A 15,868-nucleotide genomic window follows, 5' to 3' on the forward strand; every position below is an offset into this window, starting at 1 on the left:
TCAGCGGGGAACCGGAATAAAACCCGCACCGAAACCAACCGCCGGCCCGGATACGCCTACCTGCATCACGCAGTGGATGACCATTCCCGGCTGGCCTATTCCGAGATCCTCACCGATGAGAAGAAGGACACCGCCGCCGGCTTCTGGCAGCGTGCCCGGGAGTTCTTCGACGGCCACGGGATCACCGTGCTGCGGGTGCTCACCGACAACGGTTCCTGCTACCGCTCCGGGGCATTCGCGCAGGCCCTGGGACCGGGCATCAAACACAAATTCACTAGACCCTACCGGCCGCAGACCAACGGGAAAGTTGAGCGGTTCAACCGGACCCTGGCCGTGGAATGGGCGTACGCGAAAACCTATAAGAGCGAAGAAGCCAGGATCGCTGATTACGATGCCTGGCTTCATCACTACAATCATCATCGACCGCATACCGGGATCGAGGGCCTCTCACCTATCGAACGCGTTCACAACGTCCGTGAGAGTTACACCTAGGCTCCCCGCAGGGCGGCGACGGGTTCAATGCGCGTCGCCCTGCGGGCCGGAAAGCTGCCGGCCACGAGCCCGACGAGCGCTCCGAGCAGCGCCCCGCCGCACGCAACCAACGGGCTCAGGACAGGCGTCCACTGTTGGGACAGGGAGATGGTGATGACGGCGAAGACCCCCGCCGCCGCACCGAGGATCCCGCCCAGGAGCCCGATGATCACCGACTCGGCGACGAACTGGGCCGCGATCTGGCGGCGGGTGGCGCCGATGGCCCGGCGCAAACCGATTTCTCCGGTGCGTTCCATGACGGAGAGCATGGTCACGTTCGCGATTCCCACACCGCCGGCAAGAAGCACCACCACGGACATCACCACAAAAATGAGATTGACGTCCGCCTGGATGTTTCCCGCCAGCTGGGACCGTCCCTGCGGGGCGGCGACGTCGATGCGTTCGGGTTCATCGGGAGAGAGGGACAGCGCGGCCTGGTCCGCAACCTGGGGACCGGCACCAATAACGATGCGGGCCTGGACCTCCCCGGGTGCGCTGAGACCAAAGTCCGAACGGGCCGCTCCGGTGGAAATGACCACGCTCTCCAGCAGCTCGGTACGCTGCTGCACGTCACCGAAGACACCGACGACGGCGTAGGGCAGGCCGTCGATGAAGATGGACGGCTGGGAATCCACCCGGGTGATGCCCAGGCGGTCTGCGAGCCTGTTGCCCAGGACCGCCACGCGGTCATGCCGCAGGTCGTGCCCGGAGTCAAAGAGGCGCCCGTACAGGACGTTGCCTTCAAGCGTGTCGATGAGTCCAGCGGAGGCGGCAAAGACCCGCGGTGCCGCGCCGGCGGCAGCGGAGGGATCGTTGACGGGCACCGCCGTCACTGTGCCGTCCCGGAGTTCCACTTCCGCAATTAGCGCTGCCTGTTCAATTCCGGCGATGCGCTCCATACGTTCCACCGAGTCCCAGGGCAGGGAAGTTGTTGCCATACTGTTGCCGTCGGCGTTCCGTGCCGTGGCCGGGGACGCAATGACCTGGGTGGCGGCGAAGGCATCAAATTGCCGGGCGAGTTGCCCCGCAGTGGTCTGGGCGAACCCGAGAGTGGCAACCAGCGCTCCGATGCCCAGGATGGTTCCGGCAAGGGTCATCAGGAGCCTGCCTGGTCGAGTCCCCAGATCCGCCGTCGCTTCGAGCAGCAGGTCAACAAAGCTGAAGCGGTCTGCGGCGGGAACGGGTGAAACGAGTCCGGTCGCTGCCGGGTCCTCAGGGTTCCGGTGTTGCTTTGTGCGGGCGAATTTCATGCGGGTGAACTCACCCGGCCGTCGGCAATCCGAACGCACCGGGGTGCGCGCTGCGCCACGGCGTGGTCGTGGGTAATGATGACCAGCGCCAGGCCGTCGGTGACCAGTTCCTCGAACAGTGCCATGACATCGCGCGTGGTGGCTCCGTCCAGGTTGCCGGTGGGCTCGTCAGCCAACACCAGGCTGGGCCGGGTGACGACGGCGCGTGCCACCGCCACCCGCTGGCGTTCACCGCCGGACAGGGTGCCCGGCAGGAAATCGATGCGGTGGCCCAGACCCACGCGGACGAGCGCTTCGCGGGCACGGTCAACACGTTCGCCGCGGGGAGTTCCGCTGTAAAGCATGGGCATCATGACGTTTTCCAGCACCGACCGCCGCGGCATCAGGTGGAAGGCTTGGAACACGAATCCGATGCGCTGTGCCCGGACCGCCGCACGCCGGTCCTCGTCCAGGACGCCGGTCAGATGGCCGTCAAAACGGTATTCTCCGACACTGGGCCGGTCCAGCAGCCCAAGGATATTGAGCATCGTGGATTTGCCGGATCCGCTCGGGCCGACGATCGAGACGTAGTCACCCTCCTGCACGGTGAGGTTGATGCCTTTCAATGCCTGCACTTCCGGCGGACCGGGAAAGGACCGGGTGACATCACGCAGTTCCACAAGGGGGACGCTCACTTGCCCACCACAACGAGGTCGCCCTCGGCCAGCGTCCCGTCAAGCGGGGTTATTTCCACGGCGCCGGGAGTTGCCAGGCCGCTGCGGACAACCACCAGCCGGGTGGCTGTTTGTTCACCGTCCCGGGGATCTCCTTCGGCAACTTCCACGCGGGTCTCGCCGCCCGGACCGGCGGTGAGTGCTGCATAGGGGACGGACAGCACCTCGCCGTCCGTGGCGCCGACGGCGATCGACACGCGCACGTTGGAGCCTTGGAGCTCCTGGATTTGTTCCGGAGTCAGGGGATCGGGCCGCAGCGCGACGGCCCACCGGGAAGAGTCGCCTTCCCCCGGAGCCACTGCTGTGATCGTGGCCGAATGCGCGGTGCCGTCAGGCAGGTCAAAAGTGGCCTTGTCCTGGACTTTGAGCAGGCGGGCATCTGCTTCAGCAGCGGAGCCGGACAACCCCAGGGTTGCACCGGAAACCGTCATGGCGGGACCGTCCAGAACGGAACCGCGCTGGGTGGTGACCGCGTCCACGCGGCGGGGAAGATTCGCCAGGTACAGCACCTCGCCGGCCGGTAAAGCGGGCAGGGCGGCTTCCTCGGCACGGACGAGCTCCTCCTGCACTTGAGCCAGCTGTTCGGTTGCGGTTTCCACCGCCGCCCGCTGCGGCGCATCGGTCCGGTCCGAGCCGATTTCCTGCCGGCGCAGCTGAGCCAGCCCGAGTGCATCGGTCAGGTTGCCGATCTGTACCGGATCCTGGGGCTTGGCCTGCCGGGCTGCGGCGAGTTCCCGCTGCATGCTGGCCACCGCGTTGTCGGCTTCGCGGATTTCGACGGGCGTGGCGCCGACACGGGTTGCCGCAAGCTCACTCTGTGCCGCGGCCAGGTTCTGCTCCGCCATCCGGACTGATTCCTGAGCTGCACGGAGGGACTCCGGGCTTCCTTCCTCCGACTCGGGAACCGAGTATCCGGCCGTCGCATAAAGGGCGGCGACGGCGTTGGCCGCCTCAATGCCGAAGACCGGATCCGCCGGGTCACCGGCATCAATGCCCACCGTGCGGACGGCCGTCTTGAACTGGACCACATCGGGGCCGGAGACCCCGAGGGAAAGAGCCCGGTACGCAGGCAGCTCGCCGGGAAGAACAATGACCGGACGGCCGGCAACCTCCAGGGCCACCGACAGTGCCTCCAGATCCGCTCCCACTTCCGGCACCTGGCCGGTGACGACTGCCGGCCCGGCAATCGACGTGGTGTCGATGCGTACTTCAACGGGGTCCGCGTATGCCACTTCTCCGCGGATGGTCACGTCGTTACTGAGCTTCCCGTACTGGACGGGGACGGTAATCAGGCCGGGAGCGGGTGCCTCCGCATCAGTGGCGTCGGCGGGGGAGACCAGGAACCTTCCCAGGACCAGGCCGGCCGCCAGACTCAGTATTGCCGCGGCGGCCACAATCCAGAGAGTCCGGTTGCGCTGGAACACCGCGGCGAGGCCTGCCCGCCGTGATGACCCGGAGGTGTCCTCCTGCTCGCTTTGCCGCCCGCCGGTGTCGTCCAGGAGCAGACCCAAATCTGTGGTGTCTTCCGGTTGCCGTTGGGAGCGCCTGCGCCCGAGCCGCGCCACTCAGCTTCCCTGCTCAAGGTCAGCCCGGAATGCTTCGAGTTCCGCCTTATGGTCATCCACAAACTGCTGCTCGCGCTTGAACTGAACCTCCTGCATTTTGTCCCGGTATTCCGTCTTTTCCCGGCAGTCGAGATCGGCGAGGGCGAGCTCAATTTCCTCTTTGCCGAGTTCGGACATGTCGGCTCCGTCCGGTCCGGCGGGGGCGGTTTCGTCAGACGCGGCGCTGGTGGCCGTGGCCGTCGGGACGGAATTTTCGTAGGCGGCATTCATCTTCTCGTTGATGCTGTTCTGCGCATCCTGCTGCGCCGAGAATCCGGGGTGCCCGGCGTCGGCCATGCAGGCAGCCCACTGGGCATCGAGGTCGGACAATTCCGGGGATGTCATCATGTCTTCATAGAGAGTGTTCATGGCGTCCATGAGGGGCTTGTGCTCTTCGGATGACGTGGGATCTTCGCCGCCGACTTCATGCTGTGCAAAGCCAAAGCAGCCTGCAGTTGACCAGTCCCATTCCACGGCTTCACCGTCCGCCGGCATGTCTTCCTCATCCGGGAACGGACCGTTCAATGCTTCATAAAAAGCGGTTTGCTCTGACTCCGAAAGGGTCGCAACATAGTCGGCGTTGGGGTCAACATACTCGGTCGCATTGTTGGACTCCATGTCCTCCCGGCCGGGGTAGTTCGCCATTCCGTAGCCGTATTGGGAAACCCATTCCGAGGAATCGGGATCCCACTGCTCAGCCGACGCGGGGGCCCTGGAAATGCTCTGGACGTTCGGCTTGTATTCGAACCCCTCTTCCTTCATGCACTGGGCCACCAGCTCTTCCCGCTTGCGGTCCTCCTCTGCATATTTCTTCTCCTGCTCCTCGGGGCTCAGGTCAGCCCCATATGCGGACGCCAGGAATTCAGTCAAAGGTGAGTCTTTGGCTGCGGGAGATTCTTCAGCTTCACCGGATGAACCGCACCCGCTGAGCACAATGGAGAAACACAAAGCGGCAAAAAGCGCTGCAGCGCGCGGTGAATGTTGCACGGGAATCCTCTTTTAGGAATGCGGGCAGTGAACCTGCGGATTCAGGTACGTCAAAGAATGCCCCACGCGCTGCCCGGAAACAGGCTGCGCACCGGTAACATTTCCATCTCATCTGCTTCCGGCATGGCAGGAGAAGGATTCCGGGGCCGCGCCGGCAGATTCCGGCCGCCGCAGGGATGTGGTTTAGGGTGCGTCCGCGGGCACAGACACGGAGGTGCCCGCCGACTGGGGGCTGCTGCCCGACTCCGTCGTAAAGAGGAAAACTGACGCCAGAATGCCGATGGCAAGGACCGCAATAAGCAGGACGCCGCTGATGATGGCGATCACCCAGGCACTGCGCGGCCGCGGGCGTCGTCGAACCAGGCCGATGACCGCCAGTACCAGGGAGAGTCCGGCGAGGGGGAAGAACAGGGGAGTGAGGAAAACGGACAGAACGAGCGCGGTGAGGGCAATAATGCCCGACGGCGTGCCCAGCCACGTGCGGTCGGCTCCCGGCCGCACGGCCGAGGCAGTCTTTTCCGGCTCCGTGCCGGCATCCGTATCATTCACGTCTCTGTTCCTTCGGGAGTTTGGCCAGTGGCGCTGGATGCCGGGGACGGGAGAGACCTCATGACTCGAGATCCTCCTCCTGCGCCAGGAACCCCTGCCGTTTTCCGTGCATCGACAACACAATATCCAGCACCCGAAGATCCGAGACGGGCTCGGTAATCCCGGACAACCTGCGGATATCCTCCAGCCGTTCGGACAGCACCCCGTCGGAGAAGGAGTCGTGCCAATACTGCCACTGTTTCTCGGGCCCGGGCAGCGCCGTTACCCTGCGGATGATGGAGTCATACACCGGAATCAGGCGGGGACGCTTCCGGGACAGAAGTTTGCTGGCGGTGCTCGGTCCCACACCCCAGCCCCCGCCGTCGGTGTGCCTGCCGCGCAGGAGGTTCCAGAGTTGGCGCGCCGGACTGTCCGGGCCCAGATGCTGCAGGGGATCCGCGTCGGGCAGATCAAGGTCTGCCGGAATGGAGGCCAGCAAATCGGAGATGGCTGCGGCGTGCGTGTCCAGCAAAGCCACAGCCGTCCGGGCCGGAACCTTCACCGAGCGGAAAGAGGCGGCCACGACGTCGTCGGCCGTGAACCGGTTCACCACAGCGGAGGCGTCGCCGCCGCCGGCCCAGGAATCAAACCGTGAACTGCTGCGGACCTGGCCGGTGCGAGGCATGATTTCGGTGAAAAAGTCCTGCAGATTCCGGGCCGCCGACTCAACGGTGATTTCCCCCGTCGAAATAACTCGTTTCATGAATGCCCCAAATGGAAGTAGGAACGGTGGTGGACGCCTAATGACCCACACCCTACTGGCGTCTTATAGGCTCCGGCTATGGTTATAACCTTTCGGCCCATGAGCGAATCTGCGGAGGAAATGCGGAGCATTATGCAATTCCTCGTCTCGAACCGGTTTCCGTTCCATATGCGGGCGGAGCACTCGGAGGAGTCCGCCCGCGAAGCAGTGGACAGCGGCCGCTTCTGGTCCGCGGAGTCCGCCGGCTACTGGATTCTTGCTGACACGGAAACCATTGGACTGGTGGTGCTCGATGACCTTACAGATGAAACTCCCATGTTCGATCTGCGGCTGGGCGAGGCCTACCGCGGCCGGGGCCTGGGTCCGCAGGTCCTGAAAGCACTTTGTTCGTTCGTGTTTGAACACTTTCCCGAACCGGTGCGGTTTGAGGGCCAAACGCGGGAGGACAACATTGCCATGCGCCGGACTTTCCTGAAGACGGGGTTTATCAAAGAGGCCCACTACCGGATGGCCTGGCCTACTGCGGAAGGTACGCGGATGGCATCGGTTGCCTACGCCATTCTCCGCCCGGACTGGGAAAACAAAGTGACCACGCCCCTGGAATGGGACGATCTGCCTCTGCCCTCCCGCTAGACTTCTCCGCAACCGGCCATTGCTGCCGGAGGATCCGGGGGAATCGTGGCCATGAGCTCTAACACCGCTATATCCGTGCGCGGGCTGACCAAGAAATACGGCGCCACCACAGCCGTTGACGACCTCTCCTTTGAGGTGGAACCCGGCAGCGTCTTCGCTTTCCTTGGGACCAACGGAGCCGGGAAGTCCACCACCATTTCCTGCCTCACCACCGTGATTCCCTTCAACGCCGGTCAGGCCACGGTCAGCGGGCATGATGTGCGCAGCGAGGCCGGTGAAGTCCGCCGGGACATTGGTGTTGTTTTCCAAGATTCCGTGCTGGACCCGATGCTTACCGGCCGGGAGAATCTGCGGACGCGGGCCAGGTTTTATTCGGACGACGCCGCAGACAATGACGCCCGCATCAAGGAACTGAGCGTCCTGATCGGGATCGATGATTTTATGGACCGCCGCTACGGCACCTATTCCGGCGGCCAGCGGCGCCGCGTCGACATTGCCCGTGCACTGCTGCATTCGCCGTCGATCCTCTTTCTGGACGAACCCACCGCCGGGCTTGATCCGGCCAGCCGCGCCATGGTCTGGTCCACCATCCGTGAGCTGCGGGACCGGCACGGACTCACGGTTTTCCTCACCACGCACTACATGGAGGAAACCGAGGAGGCGGACCGCGTGTGCATCATCGAGCGCGGCCGGATCATCGCTGACGGCACGCCGGCGCAGCTGCGGGCCCGGCACAGCAGCTCCGTCCTCAGCATCACCACTGCCGACCGTCCGGCCCTGCTGGCACTTGCCGCGGCGCAGGGCGCAGAACTCCGCGAGGAGGACGACGGCGGGGTAGTGCGTCTCGTCGTCGACAGCGCCGAGACCGCCCGCCGGATCCTTGCGGAGCACGGAGACGCTGTGGAGGACTTTGAATTCCGGCACGGCACCATGGACGACGTTTTCCTGGCGTTGACCGGGCATGAGGGGGAAGCGGCATGAACATCGTCGGAACGCTGATGTCCCGCAACCTGCGGCTGTTCTTCCGCGACCGGATGGGCGTGTTTTTCTCGCTGCTCTCGGCGTTGATCCTTTTCCTGCTCTACACGCTGTTCCTCGGCAGCAACCAGGTTGACGGGCTTCAGGAGTCCTTTCCAGCAGCCACGAGGGACGACGTCAAGGGCTTCGTGGACACCTGGATGTTCGCTGGCATTGTGGGTATTACCGCCGTCACCACCGGCCTGGGCGCCATGAACGTTTTCGTGGATGACTCGTCGTCGGGCCGTTTCCGGGACTTCCTTGTCTCCCCGATCCGCCGTGAAACGCTGATTGTGGGCTACCTGCTCTCCGCCGCCGTCGTCGCCCTGATCATGACCACGGTGGTGCTCATCATCAGCCTGGTCTACCTGTACTTGGTGGACGGAATCAGCTTCGATGCGGGAACAATCGCCACCGTGTACGGCTTTCTGGCGCTGAGCTGCGTAGCGTTCGCGGCGCTGAGCGCCTTTGCCGTGTCCCTGGTGCGCACTGCCGGGGCGTACTCGGCCCTTTCAACCATTGTGGGCACCATTCTCGGTTTTCTCGCCGGCTCCTATATTCCAGTGGGTGCCCTGCCCGAGGGGGTCCGCACGGTGGTCAACGCGCTGCCCTTCATGCAGTCGGCGGTGCCCGTTCGGCAGGAAATGACGGCGGACTCCCTGCAGGCACTGACCGGCGGCTCCCCGGAAGCGGTCACCGAGCTGCAGGAACTGTTCGGCATCACCGCCTCCGTAGGGGAATGGGCAGTCACCAATACCTATGTGGTGTTCATTCTTGCCGCGATGACTGTGGTGTTCACCCTGTTGGCCGCTGTCCAGATCCGCCGCCGGATCGGCTGACTGACGGCGGTATTACCGCGGCATTACAACGGCAGGGCGGGCCGGGGATCCCGGGCAAGGATTCCCATGCTCAGCGAGTCCGCCCGGGTGCCGTCCCACAGCAGGGCATCGCGCCGGCGTCCCTCCACCGTGAATCCGGCCTTTTCATAGGCGCGCCGGGCGCGCGGATTGAAATCAAAAACCTCCAGTGCCACCCGGTGCACGCCCAGGTCATCAAACGCATGCCCGACGACGGCGGCGGTTGCCTCGGTGCCGTACCCCTGTCCCCGGACATCCGCCGGTGCCAGGGCGATCCGGAATCCCACCGACTCGTTGTCGGCGTCGAGATCATTCAGGACCACTTCGCCCAGATACCGTTCGTCCGGGTGCTGTTCGTCTGCTCGACGGATCACCGCCCAATCTCCACGGTCGTGCCGGGCGGCAAGCCCTGCCAGCCATGCGCGGATCTGTTCGGGGGTGAATTCTGCGTGGGTGCCGGTCAGTCGCCGTGCTTCCGGATCCTGGAGGCCGGCCCATGCGCCCTCAAAGTGCTCCGGCCCCAGCGGTTCCAGCCGAAGCCGTGCTGTGGTCAGGGTGGCCTGATGGGCAAAGAGGTTTCCGGGAAGCATCCGGTTAGCCTACTGGTGTCCCGCGGAAACCTCGTAAATGATTTCCAGCCCGTCTTCGTCATCCCACTGGGAGCCGTTTTCAACAAACCCGTACTGCAGCACGAGGTTCCGGGATGCTTCATTGTCCGGGCTGACGGTGGCCCGCACGGTGCGGACGGCCGGTTCACGCGCCGCGCGGGCAAGCAGCAGTTCCAGTGCGGCGCGGGCGTAGCCGCGCCGGCGCAGCAACGGATCCACCGAATAGCCCAGTTCCACCATGCCGTCCGTATCCGGCGGTCCGTGAAAGCCTGCACAACCCACGGCCTGGCCCGTTGTCCTGTCCACCATCGCCCCGGTAATCCAGCCGGCGTCGTCGGGCGCGGCCGCCAGCTGGGCGCTGCGGTATTTCCACAGCGACTGCCGGTCGGAGGAAAAGTGCCGGGTCAGGGGGACGGGTGAAAGTCGGTTGGCGGTGTCCAGGTCCCCTGCGGCCAGTGCGTTGATGGCGGCCGGCGGCAGCTGCACCAGGTCAACGGCGGGGTGCTTGGAAGTGGGGTGCTTGGAGGCGGGGTGCTTGGAAGTGGGGCGCTGCGGTGCGCAGTGCTGCGCTGCCGGCCGCGCGTCGGGGGTCGGTGACGGAGTGGCCATCGGTCCATTATGGGTGCGCCGGCACGAATCTTCTTCACGGCCGGAGCCGGGGCGCTCACACTGGGAGTCAGAACGCTTCCGGTTTCCGAGCTGACCGCACGCCAAGGAGCACCCATGAATACCGATCAGGTTCTCATCATCGGCTCCGGGCCGTCCGGATACACGGCGGCCATCTATGCCGCCCGGGCAGGTTTGAAGCCGCGGGTCCTTGCCGGTTCGGTGACTGCCGGCGGAGCCCTCATGAACACCACCGAGGTGGAGAACTTTCCCGGTTTCCCGGACGGGATCCAGGGTCCGGACCTGATGGACAGCCTGCGCCGGCAGGCGGAAAAGTTCGGCGCCGTGGTGCAGTACGACGACGTCGTGTCGGTGGAGCTGCGCGGGCACACCAAGCGGGTGGAGACCGGGGCCGGGGATAAATACAAGGCGCGCAGCGTCATCCTGGCCACAGGATCTGCCTACAAGGAACTGGGCCTGCCCGAGGAGAAACGGCTCAACGGCCGCGGCATCTCCTGGTGTGCCACCTGCGACGGTTTCTTCTTCCGCAACCAGGACGTGCTGGTGGTGGGCGGCGGGGATTCGGCCATGGAAGAAGCGCTGTTTCTCAGCCGGTTCGGGCGGACCGTGACGGTAATTGTGCGGCGCGGTGAGCTGCGGGCGTCACGCATCATGGCCATGCGGGCGAAGAACCACGAGAAGATCCGGTTCGAGTGGAACAGCGAAGTGACCGCAGTGCACGGAGATGACAAGGTCACCGGTGTAACCCTCACGGATACCGTCACCGGCGAAAAACGGATGCTGGCGGCAACGGGTGTGTTCGTGGCGATCGGACATGTGCCGCGCACCGAACTGCTGCACGGCCAGGTGGACCTGGACCCGGAGGGCTACGTCATCGTTGCCGCTCCCACCACGGCCACCACCGCTGACGGTGTTTTTGCCTGCGGGGATGCGGTGGACCACCGCTACCGCCAGGCCATTACCGCCGCAGGCACGGGGTGTGCCGCTGCCCTTGATGCGGAGCGGTATCTCGCTGCAGTGCAGGACGCGGACAGCATCGCCACGGCACTGGTGGAAGGTACGCTGTCGGACTGAATTACTGCTTTGGGCCGTAGGATCTCCAGACAAGCACCATGATCCAACTGGAGGCTCCTCGTGAAGATCACTGCGGCTGACGTCATTGTGACGAGCCCAAGCCGGAACTTCGTCACCCTGAAGATCACCACGGATGAGGGGATCACCGGCCTCGGGGATGCCACCCTGAACGGCCGGGAGCTGGCCGTGGCCGCATATCTGACCGAGCACGTGACCCAGCTGCTGATTGACCGGGACCCGCACCGGATCGAAGACACCTGGCAGTTTCTGTACCGCAGTTCCTACTGGCGGCGCGGCCCCGTGACCATGGCGGCCATTGCCGCCGTCGACATGGCGCTGTGGGATATCAAGGGCAAAGCCGCCAACATGCCGGTGTATCAGCTGCTGGGCGGTGCCTCGCGCACGGGCCTGCGAACCTACGGCCATGCGTCCGGCCGCGACATTCCTGAGCTTTTTGATTCCATCCGCGAGCATCTTGAAGCCGGGTACAAATCCATCCGGGTGCAGTCCTCAGTGCCCGGGATCAAGGCGCTGTACGGGGTTGCCGCGCAGGTGCAGGCCACCGGAGAGCGCTACGACTTTGAGCCGGCAGGCCGCGGCGCCCAGCCGGCGGAGGAAGACTGGGACACGCGCGCCTACCTGCGCCACGTGCCCACGGTCTTTGAAGCAGTCCGCAGTGAATTCGGTCCGGAGCTGCCGCTGCTCCACGACGGGCACCACCGCATGACGCCCATTCAGGCCGCCAAGCTGGGCAAATCACTGGAACCGTATGACCTCTTCTGGCTCGAGGACGTCACCCCTGCCGAGAACCAGGATGCCTTCCGGCTCATCCGCCGGCACACCACCACGCCGCTGGCCGTGGGGGAGGTTTTCAACACGGTGTTCGATTTCCAAACCCTGATCCGCGAACAGCTGATCGACTACGTACGGGCAGCGTCGACGCACTTCGGCGGTATTTCACCCCTGAAGAAAGTCATGGACTATGCAGCGCAGTACCAGATCAAGTCAGGTTTTCACGGACCCACCGATGTGTCACCCATCGGTCTTGCGGCCCAGAGCCACGTGGGCCTGGCCATCCACAACTTTGGTATCCAGGAGTACATGGAGCACAGCAGCAGGACCAACGAGGTCTTTGAGCAGTCCATGGTCTTCAAGGACGGCTACCTCCACCCGGGTGACAAGCCCGGCCTCGGCGTCGAGCTCAATGAGGAGGCAGCGGCGTCGTACCCGTACCAGCAGGCCTACCTGCCGTACAACCGGCTGACCGACGGAACCGTCCACGACTGGTGAGGCGCGCCGTCGTCGTTCTCCTGCCGGGCTTTCGCGGCGCTGGGCTCAGGCGGCTCCGCTGAAGGTCAGCACCAGCAGCGTGATGTTCAGCCCCACCAGGAGGACCGCCACCAGGGTGCCCAGCGCCGTCGTCCACCAGCGGTTGGTGTGCGCGCCCATCAGGTCACGCCGCGACGTCAGCCATACCAGCGGGATCAGAGCGAAGGGGATGCCGAAAGAGAGGATGACCTGGCTCAGGACCAGCGCCCAGGTCGGATCGATTCCTGCCGCCAGAATCAGCAGCGCGGGAATCAGCGTGATGAGCCGGCGCAGGATCATGGGCATCCGGATGTTCAGCAGTCCGTGCATAATTTCGGCGCCGGCATAGGCGCCCACGGAGGTGGATGCCAGCCCGGAAGCCAGCAGCCCGACGGCGAACAAGGTGGCGACTGCGCCGCCCAGCGATGCGGCTATTGCTGCATGGGCACCTTCCAACGTGTCCGTTCCTGCCACGCCCTGCAGGGAGCTGGCGGCCAGCAGCAGGATTGCCAGATTCACGGTTCCGGCGACCGCCAGGGCAATCGTGACATCCCACTTTGTGGCACGGATCAGCCGCAGCGTGGTCAGCACAGCGGTGCGTTCCGGGAACCGGTCCCGGGTCAGCGCTGAATGCGCGTAAATGGCGTGCGGCATCACTGTTGCGCCAAGAATTGACGCGGCCAGCAGCACGGATTCGCTGCCCTCGAAGCGGGGGACCAGTCCGGCTGCCACGCCTCCGGCATCGGGCGGTGAAATGACGACTCCGGCGGTGAAACCTACGGCGATGATCGCCATCATGGACACAATCACGTACTCAAACGTTCGGTGCCGTCCGCTGCCCTGGAGTCCGAGGACTGCGATGGAAACCAGGCCCGTGATGATGCCGCCCAGCAACAGCGGCAAGTCGAACAGCAGCCAGAGGGCGACGGCGCCGCCGATCACTTCTGCGATGTCGGTTGCCATTGCTACGAGTTCCGCCTGCACCCAGTACAGGCGGCGTCCCGTCTTCCGTCCCGTCTTTCTGCCCATCCGCTGTCCCAGCAGTTCGGGCAGGGATTTGCCGGTGACGAGTCCGAGCTTTGCGGAGAGGTACTGGATGAGCCAGGCCATGACGTTGGCAGCAACCACCACCCATACGAGCAGGTAGCCGAAACGCGCTCCGGCCGTCATGTTGCTGGCCACATTTCCGGGGTCCAAGTAGGCAACGCCGGCAACCAGCGCCGGTCCGAGCATCCAGATCAGCCGTTTGGGTGCCGGCATGGCCAGTGTTTGGATGCCGCTGTTGTGGGTTCCTTTTTCGTGGACGCCCCCTGATTCAGCGGCATCCTCAGACTGTCTTGCTCCTGTCTGCAGGATTGTCTTACGGCTCATGACAGCAAGCTAGCACGAAAGTTCGGTGCACCGAAGTCTGGGTGGAGGTCTGGCTGAAACTAGGGGCTGGGATGGTTGCGGGGGTGGCGGTGAGGCATCCGCGGGGTAGCAGTCTGTGCTCGGGAAAAGACGGGTATTCGGCCCGTACCGGCAGGGCCGATTTTGGGTCTTTCGGAGCTGTTTTCGGGTCGGGAATGTCAGTGGCGGGTGAAAGCCTGAGGACATGGATCAGCACGGATCTTCTTCAGGGAACACGTCAGGTGCGTGGACGGCAACGGCGCGGAACATAGCCGTTTATTCCGCTGAGCCCGGCATCGTTGAGAGTCTTCCTTCCGTCCCGTCCTGCCGGGACGGGTTCACCGGAAGCCTGGCCCTGCAAGGTGTTGAAGTCTTTGACCAGGACGAAGCCGGTGCTGTCCTGGCCCGGTTGGATCACTTGATGCGGTGGGCGCAGGCCCAGCAGGCCAGGGTCCTGAACCGGCTGGAAGGGATCTTCCGGAACGGCTTCCCGCCGGAAACAGGATCGAATGAAGACCGGCAGTTGGACCCGGGGCTGGCTTTCAGCCTCGCCGCGGAGGAAGCAGCAGCAATCCTGCAACTGCCCACCGGCACCGCGAAGATGCTCATGAGCGACGCCGGAACCCTCTGCGATACCCACACGGCCACCCTGCAGCGCCTGGAAGCGGGAACCCTCGGATACGGGCACGTGCAGACCGTCCTGGAGCAGTCCCAGAACATTCCCGCCCCCGACCTGCCCGGATTCGAGAAGGATCTGCTGACGGCGGCCGGACAGCATGACGGGGGTCTGACCCTGGCGCAGTTCCGGGTCAAAGCCCGCAGGATGCGCGAAACCCGGTATCCGGAGACCATTGCGGTCCGGCACAAAAGCGCGTTCGAAACCCGCCGGGTGTGTTTGCAGCCCGATACGGACGGAATGTCCTGGTTGTCGGCGTTCTTGCCCGCGCAGAGAGCGCAGGCGATCTATACCCAGCTCAGTGTTGCGGCACGGGGTGAGCAGGCTGCCGGGGATCCCCGTCCCGTGGATCAGTTGCGTGCCGACATCCTCGTGGACCTGCTGACCAGCGGCGGCAGAACCGGAGACCCGGGCGATAACGGTGAGGGTGATGGTGTGTGGGTCCGGGGTGAGAACGAGAACTCGGATTCTGGCCCGGGTTCTGGCACAGGTGAGAACTCGGGTTCCGGCGCAGGGAAGAGCGCTAGTGACCAGGACCGTCCCGTCAGGCACGGTTCCGGTGCCCGCACAGAGATTCTGGTCCTGATCACCGCCGAAACCCTCCTCGGAGCCGATGAGGATCCTGCGGAACTGCACGGTTACGGGCCGATCAGCGCCGAAACAGCCCGAAGGCTCGCACGCCGGGCGGCCCGGTGGACTCCGGTGGAACGCGACCCGCACACCGAAGAGATCCTTCGGGTAGGCCGCCGACGCAAAGTCCCGCCCGGACTCCAACGCTGGCTGCGGGCACGGGACGGCACCTGCCGGTTCCCGGGCTGCCGCACCAATGCCCTGATCTCCGAGATCGACCACACCACACCCTGGTCCCATGGCGGGACAACGGATCATGACAACCTCGAACACCTGTGTCGACGCCACCACATGTTCAAAACCCAGGGCTTCTGGAAAGCCAGACAGCCCTCACCGGGCATTATTGAATGGACCTCACCGGGAGGCCGTACCTACCGCACCGAACCCCATCTTCACCTTGCCTCCGGTTCGGGCACGGGCACGGATTCCGTTTCTCCCTCCACGGGGACGCCGGGCGCTGGCAGCGAGTCGCCCCCGCCGTCGTCGTCGCTTTGGGGATCACCTGACGATCCCGATCCCTACGACTACGGCGACAGCCCGCCGCCCTTCTGAGATCGACCCCTTCCGGGATCGTTCCTTTCTGAGATCACCCTTCTGACGACACTCAGCACCGACAGCGTTCTGACGCATCTGTCACTCCACCGTCCCGGTGCCGTATGTCCATCGTCTGCCG

The 15,868-nt window shown here is 64.6% G+C and carries 16 protein-coding genes; 7 read left to right on the top strand and 9 right to left on the bottom strand.

Features of this window, described 5'->3' with window-relative positions; genetic code table 11:
• On the top strand, positions 1 to 492 hold a 492-nt coding region (locus AC4D2W_RS06120), incomplete at its 5' end, for an integrase core domain-containing protein (protein ID WP_490926035.1).
• Here the strand turns inward: AC4D2W_RS06120 and AC4D2W_RS06125 are convergent.
• From AC4D2W_RS06125 to AC4D2W_RS06150, 6 genes are all read right to left on the bottom strand, one after another.
• The gene (locus AC4D2W_RS06125) at positions 489 to 1,781 is read right to left on the bottom strand and encodes an ABC transporter permease (RefSeq protein ID WP_490926036.1); all 1,293 of its coding nucleotides are present in this window, start codon (positions 1,779 to 1,781) and stop codon (positions 489 to 491) included. The two genes, AC4D2W_RS06120 and AC4D2W_RS06125, sit on opposite strands and share 4 nt — an antisense overlap.
• Positions 1,778 to 2,455, bottom strand: a complete 678-nt coding sequence (locus tag AC4D2W_RS06130; RefSeq protein WP_490926037.1) for an ABC transporter ATP-binding protein — start codon at positions 2,453 to 2,455, stop codon at positions 1,778 to 1,780. The genes AC4D2W_RS06125 and AC4D2W_RS06130 overlap by 4 nt, the downstream gene beginning before the upstream one ends.
• Positions 2,452 to 4,005, bottom strand: a complete 1,554-nt coding sequence (locus tag AC4D2W_RS06135; protein WP_490926038.1) for an efflux RND transporter periplasmic adaptor subunit — start codon at positions 4,003 to 4,005, stop codon at positions 2,452 to 2,454. Before AC4D2W_RS06135 ends, AC4D2W_RS06130 begins: the two co-directional genes overlap by 4 nt.
• Positions 4,006 to 4,059: 54 nt before the next feature.
• A complete protein-coding gene (locus AC4D2W_RS06140) occupies positions 4,060 to 4,968 on the bottom strand; it encodes a hypothetical protein (RefSeq protein ID WP_490926039.1) in 909 nt (302 codons plus the stop codon).
• Positions 4,969 to 5,268: 300 nt separating this feature from the next.
• The gene (locus AC4D2W_RS06145; protein ID WP_490926040.1) at positions 5,269 to 5,634 is read right to left on the bottom strand and encodes a hypothetical protein; all 366 of its coding nucleotides are present in this window, start codon (positions 5,632 to 5,634) and stop codon (positions 5,269 to 5,271) included.
• A gap of 58 nt (positions 5,635 to 5,692) precedes the next feature.
• Positions 5,693 to 6,376, bottom strand: a complete 684-nt coding sequence (locus AC4D2W_RS06150; RefSeq protein WP_490926041.1) for a DUF6308 family protein — start codon at positions 6,374 to 6,376, stop codon at positions 5,693 to 5,695.
• Between the two features lie 99 nt (positions 6,377 to 6,475).
• Between AC4D2W_RS06150 and AC4D2W_RS06155 the strand changes: the two genes are divergently transcribed.
• The 3 genes from AC4D2W_RS06155 to AC4D2W_RS06165 are packed head-to-tail and all read left to right on the top strand — an operon-like array spanning position 6,476 to position 8,865.
• Positions 6,476 to 7,009, top strand: coding sequence for a GNAT family N-acetyltransferase (locus AC4D2W_RS06155; RefSeq protein ID WP_490926042.1), 534 nt, complete (start codon positions 6,476 to 6,478; stop codon positions 7,007 to 7,009).
• 51 nt (positions 7,010 to 7,060) lie between these two features.
• The gene (locus AC4D2W_RS06160; RefSeq protein WP_490926043.1) at positions 7,061 to 7,990 is read left to right on the top strand and encodes an ABC transporter ATP-binding protein; all 930 of its coding nucleotides are present in this window, start codon (positions 7,061 to 7,063) and stop codon (positions 7,988 to 7,990) included.
• Positions 7,987 to 8,865 carry an ABC transporter permease gene (locus AC4D2W_RS06165; protein WP_490926044.1) on the top strand — a complete coding sequence of 293 codons (879 nt, stop codon included), beginning with the start codon at positions 7,987 to 7,989 and terminating at the stop codon, positions 8,863 to 8,865. Before AC4D2W_RS06160 ends, AC4D2W_RS06165 begins: the two co-directional genes overlap by 4 nt.
• A 23-nt stretch (positions 8,866 to 8,888) precedes the next feature.
• Here the strand turns inward: AC4D2W_RS06165 and AC4D2W_RS06170 are convergent, their stop codons facing one another.
• Positions 8,889 to 9,473, bottom strand: coding sequence for a GNAT family N-acetyltransferase (locus AC4D2W_RS06170; protein ID WP_490926045.1), 585 nt, complete (start codon positions 9,471 to 9,473; stop codon positions 8,889 to 8,891).
• A 9-nt stretch (positions 9,474 to 9,482) separates the two neighbouring features.
• Positions 9,483 to 10,100, bottom strand: coding sequence for a GNAT family N-acetyltransferase (locus tag AC4D2W_RS06175; protein WP_490926046.1), 618 nt, complete (start codon positions 10,098 to 10,100; stop codon positions 9,483 to 9,485).
• Positions 10,101 to 10,214: 114 nt separating this feature from the next.
• Between AC4D2W_RS06175 and trxB the strand changes: the two genes are divergently transcribed.
• Positions 10,215 to 11,192: a thioredoxin-disulfide reductase gene (trxB, locus tag AC4D2W_RS06180; RefSeq protein ID WP_490926047.1), complete on the top strand. Its 978-nt coding sequence runs from the start codon at positions 10,215 to 10,217 to the stop codon at positions 11,190 to 11,192.
• A 60-nt stretch (positions 11,193 to 11,252) separates the two neighbouring features.
• Entirely contained in the window at positions 11,253 to 12,482 is a 1,230-nt protein-coding gene (gene manD, locus AC4D2W_RS06185; protein ID WP_490926048.1) for a D-mannonate dehydratase ManD, read from the top strand.
• Positions 12,483 to 12,527: 45 nt separating this feature from the next.
• On the opposite strand, the gene AC4D2W_RS06190 is transcribed toward manD, so the two are convergent.
• Positions 12,528 to 13,760 (bottom strand): Nramp family divalent metal transporter, encoded by a 1,233-nt coding sequence (locus AC4D2W_RS06190; RefSeq protein ID WP_490926801.1) that lies wholly within the window; start codon positions 13,758 to 13,760, stop codon positions 12,528 to 12,530.
• Positions 13,761 to 14,094: 334 nt separating this feature from the next.
• Here AC4D2W_RS06190 and AC4D2W_RS06195 point away from each other — a divergent pair, with 334 nt between their 5' ends.
• Positions 14,095 to 15,747, top strand: a complete 1,653-nt coding sequence (locus tag AC4D2W_RS06195; protein ID WP_490926049.1) for an HNH endonuclease signature motif containing protein — start codon at positions 14,095 to 14,097, stop codon at positions 15,745 to 15,747.
• Positions 15,748 to 15,868 lie beyond the last annotated feature (121 nt).

It is taken from the genome of Arthrobacter sp. TJ-58, assembly GCF_058269295.1.

Bases quoted from the DNA above. Each gene is read 5' to 3' on its own strand.
- AC4D2W_RS06160 (WP_490926043.1), top strand. From the start codon at position 7,061: ATGAGCTCTAACACCGCTATATCCGTGCGCGGGCTGACCAAGAAATAC.
- AC4D2W_RS06175 (WP_490926046.1), bottom strand. From the start codon at position 10,100: ATGGCCACTCCGTCACCGACCCCCGACGCGCGGCCGGCAGCGCAGCAC.
- AC4D2W_RS06150 (WP_490926041.1), bottom strand. From the start codon at position 6,376: ATGAAACGAGTTATTTCGACGGGGGAAATCACCGTTGAGTCGGCGGCC.
- AC4D2W_RS06190 (WP_490926801.1), bottom strand. From the start codon at position 13,760: ATGCCGGCACCCAAACGGCTGATCTGGATGCTCGGACCGGCGCTGGTT.
- AC4D2W_RS06195 (WP_490926049.1), top strand. From the start codon at position 14,095: ATGGATCAGCACGGATCTTCTTCAGGGAACACGTCAGGTGCGTGGACG.
- AC4D2W_RS06125 (WP_490926036.1), bottom strand. From the start codon at position 1,781: ATGAAATTCGCCCGCACAAAGCAACACCGGAACCCTGAGGACCCGGCA.
- trxB (WP_490926047.1), top strand. From the start codon at position 10,215: ATGAATACCGATCAGGTTCTCATCATCGGCTCCGGGCCGTCCGGATAC.
- AC4D2W_RS06170 (WP_490926045.1), bottom strand. From the start codon at position 9,473: ATGCTTCCCGGAAACCTCTTTGCCCATCAGGCCACCCTGACCACAGCA.
- AC4D2W_RS06155 (WP_490926042.1), top strand. From the start codon at position 6,476: ATGAGCGAATCTGCGGAGGAAATGCGGAGCATTATGCAATTCCTCGTC.
- AC4D2W_RS06165 (WP_490926044.1), top strand. From the start codon at position 7,987: ATGAACATCGTCGGAACGCTGATGTCCCGCAACCTGCGGCTGTTCTTC.